Origin of the sequence: Trebonia kvetii (assembly GCF_007827045.1) — a bacterium.
Taxonomy (GTDB): Bacteria; Actinomycetota; Actinomycetes; order Streptosporangiales; family Streptosporangiaceae; genus Trebonia; species Trebonia kvetii.
In genome coordinates this window covers 1-22,890 of record NZ_RPFW01000001.1, presented here as the reverse complement: position 1 = coordinate 22,890, position 22,890 = coordinate 1, and the positions used below count along the sequence as shown (strand labels likewise).

Sequence of the window (22,890 nt, the reverse complement as noted above, 5' to 3'; positions counted from 1 at the left end):
GTATTGAGACAATGATCATTGTAACGTTGGCCTTTGCCTGGACGGCTACCGGATCTAACGTAGTGAAAGGTGAGCGCTGTGCCTCGTGAGACCCTCCGCAGCCTCGCCGCGCGTTCGGCCTACGCCGGGCGCGCGGTGATCGTCACGGGCGCCGCGGGCGCGTTCGGCTCGGCGACGCTCCGCGTGCTTCGTTTCCTTGGCGCCGATGCGATCGGCATCGACCGCGTGCCGGGAGCGGGGGTCGTGACCTGCGATGTCACGGACGACGAGCAGGTCCGCGCGGCGGTCACCGAGGCGGTGGCGCGGCTGGGCCGCCTGGACACGCTCATCCACTATGCCGGCGTGGGACCAGTGACGGACGTCGGGCAGTCGCCGGACGCGGAGGTCAGGGAGGCCCTGGAGGTCAACCTGCTCGGCACCTGGCGGGTAACGGCCGCCGCCCTGCCCGCCCTGCTCGACGCCCGTGGCCGGGTCATTGTCACCGCTTCCTTGCTGGCAGGCGTGACCATGCCGTTCAGTGCCGCCTACACGGTCTCCAAGCGAGCCCTGACCGCCTACGCGGACGTGCTTCGCATGGAGTACGGCACCCACCTTGGCGTGACGACCGTCTACCCTGGGTACGTCGACACGGCTATCCATGACCGCTCGCGCGCCGCGAGAGTGGCGCTCGAGGGGCTAGTGCCAGCCGAAAGCGTCCGTGACACGGTACTCACCGTCGTGCGGGCCGGCGCTGAGCGCAGCGCGCCACGCGACGTAGCGTCAACCCGGGCAGGCATGGCTGCGTTGCGGCTTGCCAGGCACGCGCCCGGTCTCCTCGACCGCGGGTTGGCGGCGCGCCTGCGCCACCTGGTCCGGACGCAGGAGTTCGAAGGCGCCGACCTAGCCGTCGGCCTGCGCCAGCGGCACAGCCTGATGCCAACCCGCCTGGCAGGGTCCGCGGGCGGGGCGCCGCGGATATGCGAGCAGTGAATGCCTGACGCTACGGTCGCGATCATAGGTTCCGGGTTCGGCGGCATCGGAATGGCCGTGTCACTCATGCGCGCCGGCATCACTGACGTGGTGCTGCTTGAACGGGCTGCCGACCTCGGCGGAACCTGGCGGGACAACTCCTACCCCGGAGCCGCCTGCGACGTACCGTCACATCTGTACAGCTTCTCGTTCGCGCCCAACCCCGACTGGAGCCGCAGCTTCTCCCCCCAGCCCGAGATCTGGAAATACCTGCGCCGGGTGGCCGCCGAGGAGAGGGTCACCGGAAAGGTCCGGTTCGGCGAGGAGGTCACCAGCGCCCGCTGGGACCCGGCTGCTCGCCTGTGGCGCGTCGAGACCACCAGGAGCACGCTAACGGCGCGGTTCCTGGTATCCGCGGCGGGACCGCTGAGCGACCCGATGATCCCCGACCTCCCGGGGCTCGACACCTTCGCGGGCACCGTGTTCCACTCCGCGACCTGGGATCATGACTACGATCTGACCGGCAGGAACGTGGCGGTCATTGGCACAGGCGCCTCGGCGATCCAGTTCGTGCCGCGGATACAGCCGCTGGTGGGCCAGCTCACCGTCTTCCAGCGCACTCCCGCGTGGATCATGCCACGCCACGACCGTCAGATCTCCCGATTGGAGCGCTGGCTGTTCCGGCATCTGCCGCCGACACAGCAGATCGCCCGCGCGGCCATCTACTGCGGGCGGGAGGCCTACGCACTCGGCTTCGTCAAGAATCCGGCCATCTTGCATACGGCGGAGGCCATGGCCCTGCGCCACCTGCAGCGCCAAGTCGCCGATCCGGACCTGCTGGCCAGGCTCACCCCGTCCTACCGGATGGGCTGCAAGCGGATCCTCCTCTCCAACGACTACTATCCGACCCTTACCCAGCCGAACGTCTCCCTGGTCACCGAGGGCATCAAAGAGATCCGCGAGAAGTCGGTGCTGACCAGTGATGGCATCGCGCACCACGTCGACACGCTCATCTTCGGCACCGGCTTCCACGTCACCGACTTCCCGCTCGCACGCCGGATCTTCGGCCCCGACGGCGTCAGCCTGGCGAGTCGCTGGTCCGCCACGCCCGCGCAGACCGCGTTTCGCGGCACGACAACGGTCGGCTTCCCGAACCTGTTCGTGCTAACCGGCCCGAACACCGGACTTGGTCACACCTCACAGGTCTTCATGATCGAGGCGCAAATCCGGTACGTCCGCGGCGCGCTCATCCACGCCCGGCGGCTCGAGGCCGACCGCATCGAGGTGCGCCCCGAGGCTCAGGCGGCCTACGACCGGATGGTGCAGCGGAAAATGCGCAAGACAGTGTGGGTCACCGGCGGCTGCAAGAGCTGGTACCTGGACGCCGAGGGCCGCAACGTCACCCTCTGGCCAGACTTCACCTGGATCTACGCCTGGCAGGCGCGACGGTTCGACCCGTCCAATTACGACCTTGCCACGTCGCTTACTTCCGGTACTGGCGCAGAGTATCCCGCAACGTCTCGAGCGCGGTGAACTTCGGGACCCAGCCGAGTTCCTCTTTCGCCCGGGTGGTGTCCATGATCGCCGGATGGCTGGCCGCCTCAACCCACTGCGCGACGGGCGGGAGGAAAGGCAACGTTGCGAGGGCCCGGGCCGCGGCCTGAGTCAGGCGAGGCGGGACAGGGAACGACCGGACGCCCAGCTCGCGAGCGACAGTGCTGGCGGTGACGATCCCGTCGGCCGCGATGTTGTAGGTGCCCGGCGGGCCAGCAGCGACAACACACTGCAACAGCGCCTGCCCCACGTCCGCTTCGTCCACGAGTTGCACCGGCAGTTCCGGAACCGGCACAGGGAACGGCATCCGTCCGGCCCACCCGACTGAACCGCGGGCCAGTCTTCCCATGAGGCCGCTTGGCAGGCTCTTCGCACCGACGGCATGTGGCCCAAGCACGATGGACGGACGCAGCAGGTACAGGGCGGGTCCGTCAGTCGTCGTCGTGGCCCTGTCCTGCAGCAGGTGTTCAAGCCTGGCCTTCTCCTGGGCATAGAACAGCCGGGCCGCGGGGCGTGTCGGCCAGTCCTCGGTCATCCCGATGGGGTTGTCCCGGTGGAAGCCGTAAGCGGCCACCGAGGACGCGAAGACGAACCGGCGCGCGCCCATCGCCGCGGCGGCGTCGAAGGCGTTGAGCGTGCCGCCGATGTTGACTGACTCTATAGTCTCACCGGGCACGGCGCCGGTCACCTGGAACGCCAGGTGCACTACGACGTCAGCATGACGAAACGCCTCGCGCAGCATCTCAGCGTCGCGGACGTCGCCGCGCAGGTACTTCGTCTTCATCCAGCCGTGCGCTGCGGGATCGAACGGGTGCCGTGCGACGCCTGTCACGTGCGCCACCCGGGCGTCGGCCTCGAGTAGGGGCATAAGGCCGAGGCCCAGGGTGCCGGTCAGGCCAGTCACGGCAACCGTCAGATTCGTCCGTGCCTCCGTTGCCACCAGCCATCCCCTCCCCGAGTCTGCAGTTTCGCAAAGGATACGGCGGCGGGTGCTGCGCGATCCGGGTCGGAAGTCCCTGATTTCCGGGACGAGCGCCCAGTTCGGGTGATGCTCCTCGCGGCTTACGCTGTTCGGGAGCGGGCGCCCGGTGTTGTCAACACGGTCAGGGTCGCGGCAGATGAAGTGAAGAGGGACATCATGGACAGGCTAAAGCCATTGGACGCCATGTTCATCGATGCGGAGGACGAGGACGAGAACACGTCGATGGCGATCGCGTCGATTGCCGTGTTCCAGGGTCCGGTGCCGTCCCATCAGGAGGTCATGGCGCTAGTCGAGGACCGGCTGCCATTCCTGTCCCGCTATCGCCAGAAGCTGCACACCGTACCGTTCCGCCTTGGGCGGCCGGTCTGGGTCGACGACCCTGACTTCGATCTCGGGTATCACATCCGGCGCACCGCCCTGCCAGAACCCGGAGAATACCGGCAGCTCGCCGACTTGATGGCGCGCGTGATGTCGCGCCGGCTCGACCGCGATCATCCGCTCTGGGAGTACTGGGTGGTGGAAGGTCTCGCCAGGGATCGCTGGGCACTGCTCTCCAAGGTGCACCACTGCATGATCGACGGGATTGGCGCCACTGACCTGTACCGCGTGCTCCTGGAGCAGCCGTCCGAGCCGGTGCAGCCGTCCGAGGACCCGCCGGCGGGCCAGCCGCCCTCGGCGATCTCGCTCGCCGCCCAGGCCGCCGCGGAAATGATGCAACTGCCTCTGCGGCAGGCCGGCGCGTTGCGCGCCGCTATGGCCGACCCCGGCCGCACCATGCAGCAGGCAGCCGGCGGGGCAAGGGCCGTCGCGAGGTTCGCGCCGTCTCTCTGGCCCGCCGTGCGGTCCTCGCTGAGCGGGGGCATCGGCCAGCAACGGCGGTATGCCTGGACCCAGACGTCCCTGGAAGATATCAAGACGATCAAACGCGAGTTCGGCGGGACGGTGAACGACGTCGTGCTCGCCGCGATCAGCGGCGGCTTCCGAGCGCTTCTGCTGGAACGGGGCGAAGAGCCCGAGCCGCACGAGGTTCCGTCGCTTGTTCCGGTTTCCGTCCGGGCTCCGGGGGACGAGAGGGGCTTCGGTAACCAGGTTTCTGCGACGGTGACAAATCTTCCCGTGCACATCGCCGACCCGCTGGAACGGCTCGCCGCCGTCCGGACCGAACAGGATTCGCTGAAGGCGAGCCACGAGGCGATGATCGGCCAGGCGCTATTCGCCCTAGGGCGATACAGCGTGTACCCGCTGACGTCCTGGCTGGTGAGAAAGGCATTCTGGCTGCCGCAGCGGGAAATCGTCACGGTCACCACCAACGTGCCTGGCCCCCGTCAGCCGCTCTACTGGATGGGACGCCGGCTTGAGGAGATCATCCCTTACGTTCCCATCGCGAGCACGGTCCGCATCAGCATCTCGATCTTCAGCTACGACGGCAATGTTACGTTCGGTATCACCGGCGACTATGCGGCGAATCCGGACCTGGACGTGCTGGCCCGGGGCATTGATCACGGCATATCCGAGTTGCTGCTAGCGGCCAGGCAGCACGCGGCCTTGGCGGCAAGCTGAGGTCGTCCCGGCTAGCTCGCGAGGCGCTGCGGCTGGGCTTCTGCCCACGCGCTGTCTAGGAACCCGGCTATTTCTGCGGTCAGCCGGGCAGGGCGCACCCACAGCTCGGCGAATGTGCGGGTGCGGATGAGCCGCGCGTCGGGAAGCTGGCGCGCGAGCCTCTTCGCGTCGGCGAACGCGTGGATGAGGTCGATTCCGTGCCCGAGTATGAGTGCCGGCGCGGTGATGGCGTTTCGCTGTTCGACGGTCGGTGCGATGGGTCCCATCAGCACGCCACGCAGGATGGCGGAGATTTCCTCTGGGTCCGATCCGATGGTACCGATCAGTGAGTCGAGCGGGCCGATACCCGACGAGGGCAGCCGGGAGACAACCCGGGAGATCAGCCGCAACGGGTGCTGAGCGTAGCGCGCGTGCAGCATGAGCGGGACGAAGGTGAGCGCGGCCGCAGGGGCGGCGGTCTCGAGTACCGGCATCTCCAGGACCAGGCCGCGAACCCTCTCGGGTGCCTGCGTGGCAGTGATCAGGCTTACGTTGGTCCCTAGCGAAATCCCGCCGAGTACCGCCTGATCCACGCCGAGCTCGTCAAGCAGGGCAACCACATGCCGGGCGTAAAGGTCCATGCGGTGAGCGCTGGGTTGCACGGGCTTGTCGCTCTGGCCGTGCCCGAGCAGGTCGAGCAGGACGACGCGGTTGCCCCTGGCAGCCAGCGCCCGGGCAAGGCCGCGGCTCAGCTTGCTGTCGAAGAGGATCGGGTTCAGCCAAACGAGTACCCGGTCCCCTGTGCCGTAGACCTCGTAATGCAGCCGGTACTGGCCGACGGTGAGCGTATGCGCCACGCGCAGCACCGGCACCGGCCGCGTCTCGTCCCTCGCTGGCCGGGGCCGAAGGGCCTTTATTGAAGACATACGTCCCTAGACAGCACTCGTTGTAAGACACACCTTTAGTTATGAGGATAGCGCCATGTCAGGGGCGGTAGAAGGCCGATCATGCGGAGACCTCGATGGGCGAGACCGGGAACGAGCAACAAGGACACTGGCTGACTCTTGAGTCGGCTGCGTCGGGTGGTCCCTGGGGGTGCCGCATCGACAGCGTAGGCGTGAAGCTACCCGCCAAGCGCCTGACCAGCAAAGATCTGATGAGCAAGACCAGCCACAAGACACACATCCAGCTCGAGCGACTCACCGGCATTCACGAACGCCATGTCGTCGGCCCTGGCGAGAACTCACTCACCCTGGCCACCGGGGCGGCGCGCGACTGCCTGTCTCACTCCCGGCATCAGGCGTCCGATATCGAGATGCTGATCAGCACCAGCATCACGCGCTCCAAGGGCGAGTTCGCACAATCTTTCGAGCCTTCGCTAAGCCTGGCCATCAAGCAGGCGATCGGTGCCACGCAGGCGGTTAACTTCGACATCTCGAATGCATGCGCAGGCATGCTGACCGGGGTATTCCTCCTTCAGGACTTCGTCGCACGCGGTGAGATCAGCTGCGGCATGGTGGTGTCTGGCGAGTACATCTCGCATCTGAGCTGGAACGCGGCCCGCCAGATCCGCTCTCTGTTCAGTAAGCAGCTCGCGTCGTTGACGCTCGGCGACGCAGGCGCCGCGGTGATCGTGGAGCGGGCACCCAGCGGTACCGGCATCGACGTCATCGGCTTCACCACCCTCGCGGAACACAGCCGCCTGTGCCTTGCCTTCCCCAGCACTCAGGGGCCAGGAGCGCAGATGTACACCAGGTCAAGGAAGCTGCAACGGGTGGCGGTCGACGACATGGCGCCGCTCGTCGCCGAGGCGATCGGCGAGGCCGGGATTTCCCTGGCCGACATCGACTACCTGATTCCCCATCAAACCTCGGCCCGGGCCATCCGGGCGGGCACCAGGGAATTCGCCCAGCGGCTCGGCGCCAAACCGAAGCACATGGTCATAAACCTTGAGGAGTACGGCAACACGTCATCGACGACGCTCTTCCTGGCGCTGCACAAGTACCTGGAGGAACAGCGGATCCAGAAGGGCGACCGGGTGATGCTGCTCGCGCTCGCCTCTGGCATCGAGATCGGCATGGCGATCTTCACGATCGACAGTCTGGTGGACGGCTATGGGCACACACATTGAGGCCGTCTGGGCGCAGGTCGGCAACGGACGACGAAAGGCAACCGCGCGCCGTCTCGCCGACGCCGCTGCCCGCAGTTGCTTCGCGCTAGCCGGCTGCAAGCCCAGCGACATAGACATGCTGATCAACGTTGGCATGTACCGCGAAGACAACATGGGCGAGCCAGCGCTCGCCGCCCTGATACAGGAGGACATCGGGGCCAACCTGCGCCAGCCGCCGACCGGGGGGACCGGCACCTTCTCCTTCGACCTCCTCAACGGAGGCTGTGGCGCGATCACCGCCATTCAGGTCGAATCCGGCCTGCTTAAGTCAGGTGTCATCCGGCTCGGCGCCGTCGTGTCCAGCGACGTGCAGCCGCATCTCAGCAGTTCGCCAGGCGTGTCCCTGCGGCCATCCGGTGGCGCGGTTCTCCTCGACTGGCGCGAGGACTTCGCCGGGTTCACCGACTTTGCCGCGGAGACGTTTCCTGAGTACCAAGACCTGTTCACCAGCGGACTGGTATGGCAGGAACGGCACGGGGTCCGCGTTCTGCGGCAGGACGCCGGGCACAACGGGATGGTCGTCACCGTACAACCGGGGTACCATGCCCGCCTGGCCGACTGCGCCGAGGAGGCGACCCGCCGCTTCCTGCGCCGTCTTGGCCTGGGTGTCGCGGACATCGACCTGCTGATCCCCGCCCCCTCTGCCCCGGAATTCCTTGACCCGTTGCTTGCGCGACTCGGCATCCCGGGCGACCGGGTCGCCTACACTCCGGAGGACCTGGAGGGTACCTATACCACCGGGCCCATCGCCGCCCTGCAGGCGGCCGTCAAGTCGGGCCGGCTGGACGAGGCGCGCAGCACCCTGTTCCTCGCTGCCGGGCCAGGGATCACGGTCGCCCTCGCCCTGTACCGCCAGACGGCGGCTTGAGCGGGAGAGGCGATATGAGCAGCACCGCGCGGATCGGGGTCGTATCCGGTCGGCCGCCGCGCCGCGGAACCCCGGGGGCGCCGGTGCCCCCGGACCTTCCGCCAGGCCAGGTGATCAACTTGCCGGGCCGCGGCGAGGTGTTCGTCCGCGACTCCGGCGGCACGTCCGAGAGCCCCGCGGTGCTCCTGTTGCACGGGTGGACAGCCAGTGCGGACATCAATTTCTTCACCGTCTACGCCAGCCTGGCGGAGTCCTACCGGGTAATCGCGCTTGACCAGCGCGGCCATGGCCGTGGCATGCGGTCGATGGAGCCGTTCAGCCTCGAGGACTGCGCCGACGACGCCGCCGCGCTCTTGGACCAACTCGGCGTCGGCCGCGCCATCGTGGTCGGGTACTCGATGGGCGGCCCGGTCGGACTGCTGCTTGCGCGGCAGCACCCAGGGCGGGTGGCGGCTCTCGTCTTGCAGGCCACCGCGCTCGAGTGGCGCCATAACGTCCACGAGAGGGCGGTGTGGCGCCTGCTCCCCGCGCTCGATGTTGGCCTGCGGCTCGGCGCCGGCGCAGGCTTCGTCGCGTGGGTCATCCGCGTGGCAGCCCGTGAGGCTCCCGAACTTGGCGACTACCGGCCCTGGCTGGCCGCGGAGTTCCAGCGCGCGACGGCGCACGACCTAGTGGCCGCGGGACGCGCGCTCAGTCGATATGACGCCCGCCCGTGGGCGGGGCAGCTGGACATCCCCGCAGTGGTGCTCGTCACCACCAGGGACAGCCTGGTCCGGGCGGCTAAGCAGCGCGAGCTGGCGAAGGTGCTGCGCGCCAGCCTGCTCGAGATCGACGCGGATCACGACCTGCCGCTTGCGGGCGGCGGCGAATACGCGCGCCTGACCCGGCTGTCGGTCGACAAGCTGGCGGCGGCAAGCTGTTTCGCGCCGCCCGTGACGGCCGGACATCGACGGCGGCTCTTCGGTCGCGGCAGGGAGCGAAATGACTAGGTATGACGTTTCTAACGAGGCGATCATCGCGGCGACGCCGGCCGAAATTGTTGACGCCTTCCTGGAGGAGGCGGCTGGCCGCAGCCAGTGGTGGCAGCCCTTTGTGCGGATGAGCCGGCGCGGGGCCAGGCCCCTCCCCGAGATCGGGGCAGCGGTGGACATCGCCGTCACAGGCGGGGGCCGGCTAGACCAGCGATGGTTGACCACGCGGTTTTCCGAACGGGTGACCGCTTTCGATCCGGACCGGCGGCTCGTCCTGGAGGTTTTCGACGGTGACTTCCGCGGCACCGAGGAATGGACGCTGGAGCCGGTCGACGCCGAGCACACGCGGATCGCGACGCGCTGGAGGACCGACCCGCAGGGCGCGGTGCGGCTGGCGGCCAGGTTCGTCGACGTACCCGGCAGCTACTCAAAGGTTATGCACGAGGGGTTCTGCGCGATCGAGCGCTTTGCCGCTAGGAGAAGGGCCGAGTCCCAGGCGTAGACCACGCGTCGCACTAGGCATACAAAGATGCGATCTGAGCCGCGTACTGCTCCATGATGATGCCGCGGCGCACCTTGAACGTCGGCGTTAGCTGTCCAGCCGCCTCGGTGAGATCGCTGTCGAGTATGGCGAACTTCTTGATCGCCTCAGCCTGCGACACGGCCTTGTTGGCCTCATCGACGGCGGCCTGGATCTCCGCCCGCAGGGCGGGGTCGTCACGAAGTTCGGCGATGGTCGCCGCTTCCGGCCTGCCGTTGTCTGCCTTCCACTGGGCGACCGACTCCGGGTCCGCGGCCACCAGCGCTGCGATGAAAGGCTTCGCGTCCCCCACGACCAGGCACTGACTGACCAGCCAGTGGGCGCGCAGCCGGTCTTCGAGCACAGCGGGCGCGACGTTCTTGCCGGCCGCGGTGATGATGAGGTCCTTCTTACGCCCGGTAATCGTCAGGAATCCCTCGTCGTCCAGGGCGCCGATGTCGCCGGTGTGCAGCCAGCCGTCGGCGTCGATCATCGCCTTGGTGGCGGTCTCGTTGTTCCAGTAGCCCTGGAAGACCATGTGGCCTTTGATGAGGACCTCGCCACCCGCCGCGATCCTGATCGTGGCGCCGGGGATTGGCCGGCCCACTGTGCCGGCCTTCTGCGCATCGAGCGTGTTCGTGCTGGCCGCGGGGCTGGTCTCGGTCAGGCCGTAACCCTCGAGGACGGTGATGCCGCAGCCGCGATAGAAGTGCCCGAGGCGGGTACCGAGCGGGGCGGCCGCGCTCCACGCGTACTGCACCCTGCCGCCGAGCGCCGCGCGCAGTTTGCCGTAGACGAGCCGGTCGAACAGGAGGTGCCTCAAGCGGAGCACTGGACCGGGACCGCCGGCATCCAGCGCCTGGCTGTACCCGATGGCAGTTGCCTCCGCGTTCGCGAAGATCTTGCCGTGCCCTTCGGCAGTGGCTCGGCGCCTGGCGCTGTCGTAAGCCTTCTCCCACACCCGCGGCACGGACAGGACCGCAGTGGGCCGGAATGCCGCCAGCTCGGCCACGGCATCGGCCATATCGGCCAACCCAAGGACGGTGCGCGAGTAGATGGCGCCGTACTGGATGAGCTGGGCATAGCTGTGTGCCAGGGGCAGGAACAGCAGGCTCGAGGCATGCTCGTTGAAGACCCTAGGAAAGCCATCGTTCTGCATGCAGTTACGGGCGTTGGCGACGATGTTGCCGTGGCTCAGCACGCAGCCCTTCGGACGGCCGGTCGTGCCAGAGGTGTAGACGATCTCGGCAGGGTCGTCCGCCCCGCGGGTTCGGCGACGTTCCTCGACTTGCTCCCGTGTGACACGGGCACCGCGCGTTGTGAGGTCAGCAAGCCCGCCGAGCCGGCTGCCGTCGATCTGCCACGCGTGGGCGAGTGCCGGGAGCTTGGCTTGCACCGCGGCGATCATCTCCGCGTGATCGTCGGTCTCGACGATGGCGGCGGTGGTGCCGGAGTCGCTCAGGATCCACTCGACCTGCTCAAGCGAGGAGGTGGGGTAGATCGGCACGATGACGCCGCCGGCGGTCAGGATCGCGTAGTCAAGGAGCGTCCACTCGAATCGCGTGCGCGACATCAGCGCCACCCTCATCCCCGGCTGGATGCCGACGGCGATGAGGCCAGCGGCGATGTCGCGTACCTCGGCGGCGAAATCGCGCCAGGTCACAGGTGCCCAGCTGCCGTTCGTCCGGCGCCTTAGGCCCACCTGGTCAGGCCAGTTCTCGGCATTCCAGAAGACATCATCGGTGATGTTGTCATCGGGCTTAATGACGTATGCCGCGGATACGGAAATTTCCTGCATTGCGACCGCCTCGCCTGCGAGAGCGCAGCCTTCTCTTCACCCAAGACTCACTGTGATGGAGCAGAGTGGCCAGGGCAGAAGGTCCTTAAAGTAGAGTCCCGCACGTCCCTGGAGATCCGCGGCCTCGCAGGGTAATGCTCACACCATGGGTATCGATTTCACGCCAGACCCGTCCCTGTACCCGTTCGAATCGCACTGGTTCAAGAGCCGCGCCGGCGAGATGCATTACGTGGACGAGGGCGCGGGGCCGCCGATCTTGTTCTGTCACGGCAACCCGACCTGGAGCTTCCTGTACCGGAAGGTCATCACGTTGCTGCGGGGAAGCTTCCGCTGCATCGCGGTTGACTACCTGGGGTTCGGTCTCTCCGAACGCCCCGAGGACTACGGTTATACGGCCGATGAGCACGTCCGCTGCGTCGGCGAACTGGTGGATCATCTGCAGCTCGACGGGTTCATCACGATGGGCCAGGACTGGGGCGGCCCGGTCAGCTTGGGTGTCGCCACCGAGCGCCCGGAGCGTATCCGCGGCGTCATCCTCGGCGATACATGGTTCTGGCCCGCCGACCTCAGGATGACGGCGTTCTGCAAGGTGGCGTCCACGTCATGGATGCGGCGCCAGATCTTGGAGAAGAACATCTTCGTCGAGCGGATCCTGCCATGGGGGATGGAGCACCGCCTGACGCCCGGTGAAATGGACCACTACCGCAAGGTGCAGCCGTCACCGAGCGCCCGCAGAGGTGTCGCCGAGTTGCCCCGGCAGCTCCTGGCCGCGCGCCCGCTGTTGCAGCGCCTGGCCACTGACGTGCCCGCCACGCTCGGGGCCAAGCCGGCACTGCTGGTGTGGGGAAGGAAGGACCCCGCGTTCCGGCCCGCTCACCTCCTGCCCCGCATGCGGGCCGCCTTCCCCGACAACATCACCGTGGTGTTGCCACACGCCAGGCATTACATCCAAGAAGACGCTCCGGAGGAGATCGCCCAGGCAATCACCGAGCGCTTCCATTGATGCCATGGTCACCTGACTCGGTGCCACTGGGCAGGATGAACTGGGGATCAACGGCCCTACCCCCTCGTCGGATCACGGCGTTACCTGAAGGGTGGAGGTGAGGACCATGGCAGGTCTGATGAGGCGCGAGTCTCTTGGGGAAGCGACCGAAGTTATCGGCCGCTTCGACCGGCTGTTCGATGAGTGGATGCGGATGATGCCGTTCCGGCCCATGCTGTTCCCGCACTGGCGGGAGGCCGGGAACCTCATTCCGGTCGAGGAGTTCCGGGAGAACGGGACGCTGGTGATGCGCGCCGATCTGCCCGGTATCGACCCGGACAAGGATGTCGAGGTGACCGTCTCGGACGGGATGCTGCGCATCGAGGCCGAGCGCCACGCGGACGAGAAGGGAGAGGAGAAGGACTACGTGCGGCAGGAACTGCGTTACGGGCCGCTGTCCCGCTCAATTGCGCTGCCCGTAGGCGTGGCCGAGGCCGACGTCACGGCGAGCTACAAGGACGGGGTTCTGGAGGTCCGCCTCCCGGTGCTCCAGCGCGAGACGACCGCGAAGATTACGGTCAGCAAATCCTGACCCGACTAGGATGCGCCCGCCAGGACGCAAAGCCTGCCTCGTGACGAGGGAGAACTACGACAGCGCGCATGCATCCTGAAATGCCAAGTCAGGCTGTGAAACGACAAAAGACCCGGTTTCGGAAATGGCTTCCGACCTGGCCTTTTGTCGTGAGAGCGGATGACGGGAATCACCGGGGAGTCTGGCGATCTGCGCTACCAGGTCCGCGGCAACCTGAGAATCACGCAATCCCTGGCCATTACCGAGCAGACCGGCCAGCGAGGCGGCGAGCCTGGGACGCCAGCGGCTACGTCTTGTCATGCCCCACAACTTGCCGGAGGCCCTCACGGTCAAGACCGCAGCCGTGCTGCGCTCGGCGGATCTCGTCTGGATGGAAACGCCGGCACGGCGGCATCCGCTTCGCCACCGCCGCGCAGCTGCACATGGAAGACCGGATGACGGCGCAGGCGTCCGCGCAGGGTGCGTAGCGCATGACCCGCGAAGCGGCCGCCTGCGCGCTCGGACCTCGTGCGGCTCGAGGCCGCCCTGAACGGACGTGCCAGCGCCGCGCACGACGCGCCGCGCACCGGCAGCGGGCTGCGCGAAGACCAGGCCGCCGCGGCGCCCGCGGCCCCGCCCCCATCCGGCCGTGCACGCTGCTGGTGATCGACGAGGCATCGATGATGCCCGGCCCGGACCTCGCCGACCTGATCGCCCTGGCTGAGACGAACGGTGCGAAGCTGATCATCGCCGGGGACACCGCGCAGCTGCAGGCGGTACAGAACGGGGGCGGTATGTCCCGCTTGTCGTCCGTCTCGGCCATGTCCGGCTGGCTGAGCCGGTCCGGTTCCGCGCCTCCTGGGAACAGGCCGCCAGCCTGCGGCTGCGCGACGGCGACAGCACTGTGCTCGCCGACTACGACCAGCATGCCCGGATCAGCGGGGGAGACCCCGAGCAGATGCTGGACGCCGCCGCGGCCGCCTACACCTCCCTCACCACGCAGGGTACGGACGTGCTGTTGATGGCGTCCGACCATCACCTGCGCCGGGAACTGTCACGCCGCATCCGCGACGACCTGATCCGCCTCGGCTGCGTCGACTCTGGCCCTGCGGTCCGCATTGCCGGCGGGGGCCCAAGCCAGCCGCGGTGACCTGATTATCTGCACCCGCAACGACCACGGGGTCGAGGCCGGCGAGCCCGGCCGGACCCTGGCCAACGGGGACATGCTCAGCATCGATGTTCGGCGTCGGGCCGTTCATCGCCGCCACGGTGACCGGCGAGGCCGGTGCCGTCTCCCGGTTCGCCGGCCGGGACAACTTCGCCTCCTATAACGGCACTGCGCCGGTCGAGGTGTCCTCGGGCAGGCGGAAAGTCTGCCGGCTGTCCCTGCGCGGGAACCGGCGGCTGAACCACGCCGCGCACATGACCGCCGTCACCCGGGTCCGCTACCCGCACAGCCAGGGCCGCGCCTACTACGACAAGAAGATCGCCGAGGGCAAGACGGCCAAGGAGGCGCTGCGCGCCCTGAATCGGCAGGTCAGCGATGCCTTCTACAAGCACCTCAAGGCTGACGCCGCCCGTGCGAAGGGCCCGGGAGGGCAAGCGGGGAACGACTCGCCCGCCAGCGCGGCCGGCTCACACCCCAAGACGCCGGCTCTTCGGCCGGGCCACTCCCGGACCAAAACCGACCCTACGCCACGGCGACCGCAAAGGAATAACCGCACTTCACAGGCCCCACTTGACACAAAGAGGAGTCGTTCTGAACGATTGGCGGCTGCTCGGCGATCACCAGTTGAGGTGCGCAGATCCGCGTGATCTGCTGGCTCGGCTGCTCCTGCGTTATGCTTGCGCGCTAGCCGCGGTAACCCCCGCGCAGTTCACTCATGCGGCCGTGGTTTCACACAGGTTCCGCGGTTCTGTATCTGCCTGCCAGGATGTCTTGTTGACTAACACACCGGATCTCGGTCCCGTGCCGCAGCGGATCGCCGCCGACGCGGGGCAGGTACGCCGTCTGATCGAACTGCAGTTTCCCCAGTGGACCGGTCTCCCGGTTCAACCCGTTGCCAACGGCGGCTGGGACAACTGGACGTTCCACCTTGGCGCCGGAATGCTGGTGCGCCTGCCCAGCGCGTCCGAGTATGCACTGGCAGTCGGCAAGGAACACCGGTGGCTGCCGGTGCTCGCTCCCCAGCTCCCGCTGCCGATTCCGGTGCCGCTGGCGAAGGGCGAGCCCGGCGCGGGCTACCCGTACTCGTGGTCGATCTATCCATGGCTCGACGGCGAGCCAGCCAGCGCGGACCGTATCGCCGATCCGGTCCGGTTCGCCGTTGACCTGGCCGGGTTCCTAACGGCCTTGCGCAGCATCGACCCCGCTGACGGTCCCCGCCCGGGCAAGCACAACTGGTTTCGCGGCGGCACCCTGCGCACCTACGACGGGCAGACCCAGAATGCGCTCGCGGAACTGGACGGCCACATCGATACCGGCTTGGCGCGCCAGATCTGGGAAAACGCCCTCGACGCACGCTGGGACGGTGTGGAGAGCTGGTTCCACGGAGACATCGCGGAGGGAAATCTCCTACTCAACGACGGGCAGTTGGCGGCGGTCATCGACTTCGGCACCTGCGGCGTCGGCGACCCGGCCTGCGACCTGGCAATCGCATGGACACTACTGACCGCCGAGGGCCGCCAGACGTTCCGGGAGCGGCTGCCGGTGGGGCCGACGGAGTGGGCGCGCGGGCGTGGCTGGGCCCTCTGGAAGACCCTCGCCACCTACGCCTACACGTTGGGCAACGAGAAGGAGGCCACGAGCGCACGACACGTGCTCAGAGAGATCTTCTCGGAGTACGCCCGAAATGGTTGATCTGCGCTCAACGCGATCGACCGCAGCGACTCAGGGTTGCGAGCAAATATTCGGCAGGGCGTGTCTGGCCCAGCGGCGCTCGCCTAACGCTGTGTGATCGATCCCGCTCCAGGAGCGAGCGCGCAGTTCCGCCGTTATGGGCGGTGCGAGCGCTCCGGGTACGCAGCGGCCACACGTGCCGAACCGGATGTTCTGTACGTGCACGCCGGGCCTGTCCATGCCTTCGCAGACGCTGTTTCGATTCGTGTTGCCGTCCATTCGCGCGGATTCTCCGCGTGCCCGGTGAGATTGAGATCGAGGAGTGGAAGTGTCTCGCGGAAGTGATCGACGAGGTCTTCGACGACTTCAACGAGAGCATTTTTTCATTATTTAGAGGCGGCCGCGCGAAGGTGTCGATTCTCACTGTGGGCCAGCATCGCCTCCCTCCCCTGAGCACAATGCGTTCGCAATTGCTGTGGCCGGGTGCCCTCTGCTGGCGCTGCTGTTGTCAGACGAACTGCTCAGCCGTGCTTTGAAACGGCACCGTTTCCAAGCTGCCACATTTCATAGTTGCCGCATTCTGCCGTGATCTCGGCCGTCTCCTGAGCCGCGCTGAAGAAGTCGTCGGCCAGCGGCGAGGTGCGCGTTGCCGCTGTGGCGAGGCACACCTGGTCGGGTGCCAGGTCCGGGATGGGCACGTAGCTGATGTCCGGATGTGAGTAGAACACGGTTGCCGAGCGGGCCAGGAACGAGATGCCCCGGCCGGCCGCGACGTGCTCGAGCGTCTCGTCCACCCCGCGCACCAGGTACCCGGCGTTAGGGTGCGGGCGCCTGGTGGGCTGCGTGCTCGTGTCGCCATGCCAGACGAGCGGCTCGCCGGCCAGGTCGGCCTCGGTGACCTGATCCTTGCCGGCCAGCCGGTGGCCGGCGGGCAGCACCGCCACCCGCGGCTCGGTGTACAGCGGGGTGACGCGCAGGCCGGCCTCGTCGATGGGCAGCCGCACGCAGCCGACGTCGATGCGGCCGTCGAGCAGCATCGTGGCCTGGTCGTCCCCTTCGATCCGCTGCACGTCCACGATCACGTCCGGGTGCCGGGTGGCGAACAGCCGTACCGCCGGGGTGACCGCGATGCCTGCCCGGAAGCCGACCATGAGCCGCTGGCTGCCGCGCGCGGCCGCGGTCACCCGGCGGCGAACCGCGTGCGCGGAGGCCAGCAGCGGGCCGGCGTCGGTCAGCAGCTGCCTGCCGGCGTCGGTCAGCGCCACGCCGTGGCTGTCCCTTGTGAACAGCGGGGCGCCGAGATCGTGTTCCAGCGCGCGGATCTGCCGGCTGAGCGCCGGCTGCGCGATGTGCAGGTCATCGGCAGCGCGGCCGAAGTGCAGCCTGTCGGCGACGGCGACGAAGTAGCGCAGCTTGCGCAGGTCCAGATCCATGGAGCCTCCCGGTCCGGCGATGCCTTCAGGGTATCGCCACGGCCGAAAGAGGTCTTGGACACCCGCTCAGGCCAATGGCATCGTTAATAGGTACCTGATGGTGCCAGGGCGAATTCGGTACAAGAATTCGATAGCAGGGCCCAGACCCAGGATGAGCACATCAGGAATTTAGCGCCGTCCACCGCGTCATTCGGCGGCTCCAACAACACGACCGTTAACGAACGACGACGGGGCGGGCACGGCGTCCTGTCCAGCTCTAGAAAGCAGGCACACCATGAGCAGCATCAGCATTATCGGCCTGGGGGGCATGGCCCGCGCCATAGGCGCCCGCGCGGTCGAGGGCGGCAACGGCGTCGAGGTCATCGGCCGCGACGCGGCCAAGGCCAAGGACCTGGCCGCCGCGCTCGGCGGCGGCGCCACGGCCGGGACACTCGGCGCCGCCCCGGCCGGCGACATCGTCATCCTCGCCGTGCCGTACGCCAGCGCCGTGCCGGTCGTCGCCCAGTACGGGGACGCGCTGGCCGGCAAGGTCATCATCGACATCTCCAACACCTTCAACGCCGACGCCACCGCGCTGGTCACCCCTGACGGCACTTCCGGCGCGCAGGAGATCGCCAAGGCCGCCCCGGCGAGCGCGCACGTCGTAAAGGCGTTCAACACCGTCTTCGGCCACGTCCTGGCCCAGGGCCGCCCGCTGGACGTGCTCATCGCAGGCGACGACGCGGACGCCAAGGCGAGCGTGTCGGCGTTCACCGAGAGCCTCGGGCTGCGCCCGCTGGACACAGGAGACCTGGCGATGGCGCACTGGCTGGAGGGAGTGGGCCCGCTGCTGATGGGCCTGGCCCGCCACGGCGCAGGGTTCAACATCGACCTCGGCGTCAACGTCGCTGGCTGAGCGCGCCCGCACCACCCCTTCCCGCCGTATCACTCACAAGGAGCAGCAGCATGCGCGTTTTCGTCACGGGCGGGACCGGCCATACCGGTTCCTACATCATCCCCGAGCTCATCGCCGCCGGGCACGAGGTCACCGGCCTGGCCCGGTCGGACACGGCGGCGGCGGCGGTGTCCGCGCTCGGCGCGAAGGTGCGCCGCGGCGACCTCCAGGATCTCGTAGGGCTCATGGAGGCGGCCGCGGACTCCGACGGCGTCATCCACGTCGCGCACAGGCAGGACCTGCTTCCGTTTGGCGGGATGGACGCCGTGTCCGCCGCGGAGCTCCCGGTCATGCTCGCGTACGGCGAGGCACTCGCGGGAACCGGAAAGCCGCTGGTCGCGGCGGGGAGCATAGGCTCGTCCGGGAAGCTGGGCCGGCCGGCCACCGAGGAGGACCCGGCCCTTCCCGTCGGCGATGAGCACAAGGGCACCCTCCGGGTTCGCAATGTCGTGGAAACCGCCGTAATCGACCTCGCCGAGCGGGGTGTGCGGTCCTCGGTCGTGCGGATTGCCAATATCGCGCACAGCACGACCGATCGGGCCGGCTTCCTCCCCACGCTGATCGCGCTCGCGAAGCAGAGGGGCGCCGCCGGCTACCCCGGAGACGGCGCGAACCTGTGGAACGCCGTGCACGTCCGCGATGTCGCCTCCTTGTTCCGCCTGGCGCTGGAGAAGGGCCCGGCCGGCAGGTACTGGCACGCGGTTGCGGATGGGGGCGTCCCGCTCCGCGAGATCGCGGAGGCCATCGGCAGCCGCCTGGGCCTGCCCGCCGTGAGCATTCCCGCGGACGAACTGATGCTGCCGGGATACTTCGGGTTCCTCGCGAACATAGTCACGCAGAGCTACCCGGCGTCCAGCCTCATCACCCGCCGGACCCTCGGCTGGGAACCCACTCAGCCCGGCCTGCTCGCCGATCTGGACAACGGCCACTACTTCCCCGCCAGCTGACGGCAGGGACCCCGGATCGCAACGGATCCGGCGAATGGCAAGGGTGCGGCTCCTCTGGAGGGACGCTGAGAATATGACGACTGTGGGATTCATCGGAAGCGGACAGATCGGCAGTACCATCGCGCGGCTCGCCATCGAGGCCGGGCACCAGGTCGTGCTCAGCAACTCGCGCGGTCCCGGAACGCTCGCGGACACGGCCGCGGAACTGGGGCCGCAGGCGTTCGCGGCGACGAGCGGGGAGGCAGCGGCAGCCGGTGACATCGTCGTGGTCACGGTGCCGGTCAAGGCCTTCCCCGACGTGCCCGCCGCGCCACTGGCCGGGAAGACGGTCATCGACACGTGCAACTACGGCCCAGAGCGCGACGGGCACATCCCCGACCTCGACGGCAAGTCGCTCACCTCGAGCGAGCTGCTGCTGCGGTACATCCCGGACGCCATGCTCGTGAAAGCGTTCAACAACATCTTCTACAAGCACCTGCTGTCACTCGCCCGCCCGGCGGGGGCGGCCGACCGCTCCTGCCTGCCGATCGCCGGGGACTCCGCGCCGGCGAAGGCGGCAGTGACCGAATTCATCGACTCCCTCGGGTACAGCGTGGTGGACGCGGGACCGCTGGCCGATAGCTGGCGGCAGGCGACGGGCACGCCGGTATGGGGCACCCCGTACGGGCCGTACTCGGACGAGAAGGGCCAGCCGGCCGGCGAGGACGCCATCCGCGCGGCACTGGCCACCGCAACGCGGTAACCGCAAGCTGGCGCGGACCGCGGTACGGTCCGGCCGTGTTCTGGCCCCGCCCGGCAGGCGTCGGGCGGGGCCATAACGCAGAACTCGCTGCCGTCCGGATCCGCCAGGATGTGCCATGTCCAGCCGTTCTCGCGAACCGGACGCCCGCAGGCACGGCCGCTCCCAAGCCGGCGACCCCGCGGGCCTCGCCGGTTAGCTCCCGGGTGCGCAAGGCCAGGTGAAGACGGTTCTCCGCGACCTTTCATGCCGGCGGTGCGCTGCAGGAGGATCTGACGCACAGCGCGTGACGCATAACCCGCGCATCTGCGCTCATCTCAATGGTGAGGATGTCGCGGACTCGCGTTTCCAGATTCGGCGATCCGATCGCATGCACCGCTCGACAGCGAACTACGCGCGGTGAGCGATACTGGCCCGCGCCCGAGGAGTTAGCACCGTTTGTTGCGTGTGTCCGGAGTCAGCCGTTGGGGTCGCGAACAGCGCGGAAATGACTGTGCAGAATGGATTGTCTGCGCTCCGCCAGCAGCGTCTCACATGCCGAGGATAGGGAGCCCGAAGCGGCGCTCGGTGTCACGCGAAAGGAAGCTCGCGTCGTGCTCCACCACCGCTTGATCTGCGGCATATCGGCGAATTTGTAATTACCCGGGCCGAGCTACTTGCGGGTCCAGGTCTTGCCGTTCCAGTGCATGGTGATGGTGTCCTGAACTGGCGCGGTGCTGGTGCACTTGGCGGCACAGTAACTCCCGACGGCCCACGCGTCGCTTGACCGATCGGTGCTGGCGCTATCGAAGTCGGTCGCCAGGGGTGCGCGCACCGAAACGCTGGACCAGCTGCGGCCATTCCAGTGCAAGAACCCGGCAGGCCCGACCCCCCAGCCGCTGGACGCCGAACTAAACGCCAGCGCCTGCGGGAACGCGGTGCCGATGTTGACCTTCGACCATTTCTTGCCGTTCCAATGCAGCAGGAGTGCGCCGCCGCGGTTGTGTGAAAGCGTCACCTGGCCTACCGCCCACGCATTCTTCGGCGAGACCGCATCGACGGCCGTTAGCGTCAAGGAATTCGTTACCGGCAGCGGGGCTAGGGACCATTTCTTGCCGTTCCAGTGCAGCGTGAAACCGTGGTACGTGGGTGTCGATGTGTTGCAGGCGGACGCACAGTACTGGCCTACCGTCCACGCGTCAGACGACGAATCCGCGCTCACGCTGAACAGCAGGTCCAGGGTCTTGCTCGGGCGCGGGGTCGGGATTTTGCTCCACGCCGAGCCGTTCCAGTGGATGATCTCGGTGTGTGTCCCATTGGACCCGAAGCCGTATCCGGCGGCCCAGACGTTCTTGGCGGAACTCGCCGAGATCGATGACACATTGGCGAAGTCGGTGAAATTTGTGTTCACCTGAGACCAGGTCTTGCCGTTCCAGTGCAGCAGCAGCGGGCCACTGGTGGTGAGGCTCGAGTAATACCCGACCGCCCAGATATCGCTGGGCGATATGGCCGTCAATCCTTCGAGCAGATCCGACACTCCCGGGTTCGGGCTCGGCACCCGCGACCACGTCTTTCCGTTCCAGTGCACGATCATGCTGCGAGTGGTTTGAGCGGTCGTGTACGAACAGTGCGCGACGCAGTATGTTCCGACAGTCCACGCGTTTGACGGAGTAAGGGCCGCGACGCCGGTCAAGGTGTTGAACTTACCGGGATTAGGCGTCTGCGGTGCCGCCGCACCGGAGGTCGCGGCGTGCGCCACTCCAACGGCAGCGGACGCGAGGAGCATTCCCGACATCGCTGCTACGCCGACGGCTCTGCGGAACAAGAGAGCGTTCTTTCTGTTCATGGGCCGCGCCCCCTAGTGCTCTTTCTAGATAATCCGCGCCTAAAAGTTAGCGCGGCACATGCTAAGTGTCAACGGGCACGGGAAACCCGGTTGGAGTTGACTGTTCTTCGGGACGGCGGGAGTTATTAAGTTCGTATTTGTGCACAATGGTCACGCGGCAGGGAATGAGTGCGTTAACCTCGATCTTTCGTGCGCCCAGCGGAATGGGAGGTGAGACCGTGACGTAAGCCACGGTGGATCTTCGTGTTCGTAAGCTCGTCGTCGCTTGCCGGTGTGAGTCCGGTCCGGGTAGCTGCCAGGAGGCCCGGTAGCAGGCTGGCGGCTTGGCCGGGAAACGGGCCGGGTCGGAGCCCAGCGTCAAAAGCCCTCATGGGGGAGCGACGGTGCGGTCCGTAGCATTAAGCGAAGCCTGCGGCGTCGTTAGAGGTCTCGCCCTCGGGCGGGAGCAGGGAGTGCCGAGCCCCCGAATCCAGGGTGAAGGCCATGGAAGCGGTGAAGAGCCTGGAAGCGCAGCCGCGAAGGACTCCCCGGCGTATGGGGCGCGGAACGTGCCGATAGTGACGGCGGGAACTGGGGAGGCCCTCCCCGGCCCGGTGACCTGCGGATTTTGCTGCCGGAGCGTGGCGTCCTATAACCGGTGACCCCGGGAAGTGGACCGCTGGCCGGGTGGGCGTCGGAGGCGGCCGTAGTACCGGTTGAGCCGGGCGGACAGCATAACCGCCGGTGAGGGAAGGGCCGCTGCTTCGTCGGTGCGCAGCGTCTTCAAGGAGGGGCCCGGTGAGTGCCGTTCAGGCTAGTCCCGCCGCTTCGGGACCGGCCGGGAGTATCCCGGTCGATCTGGTCCGTGCTTTGCAGCATGCGCTTTACCGGGCGGCCAAGGCCGATCCCGGGCGGAGATTCCACGCGCTGCACGACAAGATCATGCGCAGTGATGTCCTGTGGCGTGCGTGGGTTGCGGTGCGCCGGAACAACGGCGCGCCGGGCATCGACAAGATGACCCTGGCCCAGGTCGAGGAGTACGGGATAACCCGGCTGCTCGGCGAGCTGGCCAGCGAGCTGCGGGAGAGGAGATACCGGCCGATGCCTGCCCGGCGGGTGCTGATACCCAAGCCCGGGACGGACGAGACGAGGCCGCTATCGATTCCGACGGGCACGGCATAGTGCCGGGTTTCCCAGTGATCTTTCGGGTTTCGTAGTTGTCACGCACCCGTTCCACCCGCTGAAGGGCGAGCGGCTGGAGGTTCTTTACTCCAAGCGCCGCGGGCCGGAC

At 67.5% G+C, this 22,890-nt stretch carries 22 protein-coding genes and 1 pseudogene; 18 read left to right on the top strand and 5 right to left on the bottom strand.

Translation table 11 applies throughout. The features are described 5' to 3' along the window. The first annotated feature begins 78 nt into the window (after window positions 1-78). A complete protein-coding gene (locus EAS64_RS00110; protein WP_246115472.1) occupies window positions 79-969 on the top strand; it encodes an SDR family NAD(P)-dependent oxidoreductase in 891 nt (296 codons plus the stop codon). Continuing rightward, window positions 970-2,481, top strand: a complete 1,512-nt coding sequence (locus tag EAS64_RS00105; RefSeq protein ID WP_145850674.1) for a flavin-containing monooxygenase — start codon at window positions 970-972, stop codon at window positions 2,479-2,481. It abuts the gene before it with no gap. On the opposite strand, the gene EAS64_RS00100 is transcribed toward EAS64_RS00105, so the two are convergent. After that, window positions 2,432-3,442 carry an NAD-dependent epimerase/dehydratase family protein gene (locus EAS64_RS00100; RefSeq protein WP_222848888.1) on the bottom strand — a complete coding sequence of 337 codons (1,011 nt, stop codon included), beginning with the start codon at window positions 3,440-3,442 and terminating at the stop codon, window positions 2,432-2,434. The genes EAS64_RS00105 and EAS64_RS00100 overlap by 50 nt on opposite strands. A 198-nt stretch (window positions 3,443-3,640) precedes the next feature. On the opposite strand from EAS64_RS00100, the gene EAS64_RS00095 reads away from it, so the two are divergent. Continuing rightward, complete coding sequence (locus EAS64_RS00095; RefSeq protein WP_187365578.1) at window positions 3,641-5,044, top strand: WS/DGAT/MGAT family O-acyltransferase; 1,404 nt, start codon at window positions 3,641-3,643, stop codon at window positions 5,042-5,044. 11 nt (window positions 5,045-5,055) lie between these two features. Here the strand turns inward: EAS64_RS00095 and EAS64_RS00090 are convergent, their stop codons facing one another. Next, window positions 5,056-5,895: an alpha/beta fold hydrolase gene (locus EAS64_RS00090; protein WP_222848887.1), complete on the bottom strand. Its 840-nt coding sequence runs from the start codon at window positions 5,893-5,895 to the stop codon at window positions 5,056-5,058. 149 nt (window positions 5,896-6,044) lie between these two features. On the opposite strand from EAS64_RS00090, the gene EAS64_RS00085 reads away from it, so the two are divergent. From EAS64_RS00085 to EAS64_RS00070, 4 genes are read left to right on the top strand one after another with little or no spacing between them, the layout of a single operon-like run. After that, the gene (locus EAS64_RS00085) at window positions 6,045-7,154 is read left to right on the top strand and encodes a 3-oxoacyl-ACP synthase III family protein (RefSeq protein WP_145850671.1); all 1,110 of its coding nucleotides are present in this window, start codon (window positions 6,045-6,047) and stop codon (window positions 7,152-7,154) included. Further along, window positions 7,138-8,061: a 3-oxoacyl-[acyl-carrier-protein] synthase III C-terminal domain-containing protein gene (locus EAS64_RS00080; protein ID WP_145850670.1), complete on the top strand. Its 924-nt coding sequence runs from the start codon at window positions 7,138-7,140 to the stop codon at window positions 8,059-8,061. The genes EAS64_RS00085 and EAS64_RS00080 overlap by 17 nt, the downstream gene beginning before the upstream one ends. A 14-nt stretch (window positions 8,062-8,075) precedes the next feature. Next, on the top strand, window positions 8,076-9,050 hold the full coding sequence (locus EAS64_RS00075; protein WP_145850669.1) for an alpha/beta fold hydrolase: 975 nt from the start codon (window positions 8,076-8,078) through the stop codon (window positions 9,048-9,050). Continuing rightward, window positions 9,043-9,534, top strand: a complete 492-nt coding sequence (locus tag EAS64_RS00070; RefSeq protein ID WP_145850668.1) for an SRPBCC family protein — start codon at window positions 9,043-9,045, stop codon at window positions 9,532-9,534. Before EAS64_RS00075 ends, EAS64_RS00070 begins: the two co-directional genes overlap by 8 nt. A gap of 13 nt (window positions 9,535-9,547) precedes the next feature. On the opposite strand, the gene EAS64_RS00065 is transcribed toward EAS64_RS00070, so the two are convergent. Next, window positions 9,548-11,350 carry an AMP-dependent synthetase/ligase gene (locus EAS64_RS00065; protein WP_145850667.1) on the bottom strand — a complete coding sequence of 601 codons (1,803 nt, stop codon included), beginning with the start codon at window positions 11,348-11,350 and terminating at the stop codon, window positions 9,548-9,550. 145 nt (window positions 11,351-11,495) lie between these two features. Between EAS64_RS00065 and EAS64_RS00060 the strand changes: the two genes are divergently transcribed. From EAS64_RS00060 to EAS64_RS00035, 6 genes are all read left to right on the top strand, one after another. Further along, on the top strand, window positions 11,496-12,353 hold the full coding sequence (locus tag EAS64_RS00060; RefSeq protein WP_145850666.1) for an alpha/beta fold hydrolase: 858 nt from the start codon (window positions 11,496-11,498) through the stop codon (window positions 12,351-12,353). 106 nt (window positions 12,354-12,459) lie between these two features. Beyond that, window positions 12,460-12,924: an Hsp20/alpha crystallin family protein gene (locus EAS64_RS00055; RefSeq protein ID WP_222848886.1), complete on the top strand. Its 465-nt coding sequence runs from the start codon at window positions 12,460-12,462 to the stop codon at window positions 12,922-12,924. 470 nt (window positions 12,925-13,394) lie between these two features. Next, a complete protein-coding gene (locus EAS64_RS47270; protein ID WP_145850665.1) occupies window positions 13,395-13,925 on the top strand; it encodes an AAA family ATPase in 531 nt (176 codons plus the stop codon). Continuing rightward, window positions 13,862-14,053: a hypothetical protein gene (locus EAS64_RS00045; RefSeq protein ID WP_145850664.1), complete on the top strand. Its 192-nt coding sequence runs from the start codon at window positions 13,862-13,864 to the stop codon at window positions 14,051-14,053. The genes EAS64_RS47270 and EAS64_RS00045 overlap by 64 nt, the downstream gene beginning before the upstream one ends. Window positions 14,054-14,139: 86 nt before the next feature. Then, entirely contained in the window at window positions 14,140-14,718 is a 579-nt protein-coding gene (locus EAS64_RS45390) for a transposase (RefSeq protein WP_145850663.1), read from the top strand. A 127-nt stretch (window positions 14,719-14,845) separates the two neighbouring features. Then, on the top strand, window positions 14,846-15,763 hold the full coding sequence (locus EAS64_RS00035; RefSeq protein ID WP_145850662.1) for an aminoglycoside phosphotransferase family protein: 918 nt from the start codon (window positions 14,846-14,848) through the stop codon (window positions 15,761-15,763). 500 nt (window positions 15,764-16,263) lie between these two features. Here EAS64_RS00035 and EAS64_RS00030 read toward each other — a convergent pair whose 3' ends face one another. Further along, a complete protein-coding gene (locus tag EAS64_RS00030) occupies window positions 16,264-17,175 on the bottom strand; it encodes a LysR family transcriptional regulator (RefSeq protein WP_145850661.1) in 912 nt (303 codons plus the stop codon). Between the two features lie 274 nt (window positions 17,176-17,449). On the opposite strand from EAS64_RS00030, the gene EAS64_RS00025 reads away from it, so the two are divergent. The 3 genes from EAS64_RS00025 (at window position 17,450) to EAS64_RS00015 (ending at window position 19,798) form a co-directional block, all read left to right on the top strand. Further along, window positions 17,450-18,070, top strand: coding sequence for an NADPH-dependent F420 reductase (locus EAS64_RS00025; protein WP_145850660.1), 621 nt, complete (start codon window positions 17,450-17,452; stop codon window positions 18,068-18,070). A gap of 50 nt (window positions 18,071-18,120) precedes the next feature. Beyond that, a complete protein-coding gene (locus EAS64_RS00020; RefSeq protein ID WP_145850659.1) occupies window positions 18,121-19,056 on the top strand; it encodes an SDR family oxidoreductase in 936 nt (311 codons plus the stop codon). A gap of 73 nt (window positions 19,057-19,129) precedes the next feature. Beyond that, a complete protein-coding gene (locus EAS64_RS00015) occupies window positions 19,130-19,798 on the top strand; it encodes an NADPH-dependent F420 reductase (protein WP_222848884.1) in 669 nt (222 codons plus the stop codon). Window positions 19,799-20,447: 649 nt separating this feature from the next. Here EAS64_RS00015 and EAS64_RS00010 read toward each other — a convergent pair. Next, window positions 20,448-21,368 carry a hypothetical protein gene (locus EAS64_RS00010; RefSeq protein WP_145850658.1) on the bottom strand — a complete coding sequence of 307 codons (921 nt, stop codon included), beginning with the start codon at window positions 21,366-21,368 and terminating at the stop codon, window positions 20,448-20,450. A 1,029-nt stretch (window positions 21,369-22,397) separates the two neighbouring features. On the opposite strand from EAS64_RS00010, the gene EAS64_RS00005 reads away from it, so the two are divergent. Further along, on the top strand, window positions 22,398-22,781 hold the full coding sequence (locus EAS64_RS00005; protein ID WP_222848883.1) for a reverse transcriptase family protein: 384 nt from the start codon (window positions 22,398-22,400) through the stop codon (window positions 22,779-22,781). A gap of 40 nt (window positions 22,782-22,821) precedes the next feature. After that, window positions 22,822-22,890, top strand: a pseudogene (locus EAS64_RS48045) (DUF5372 family protein); the annotation flags it as partial.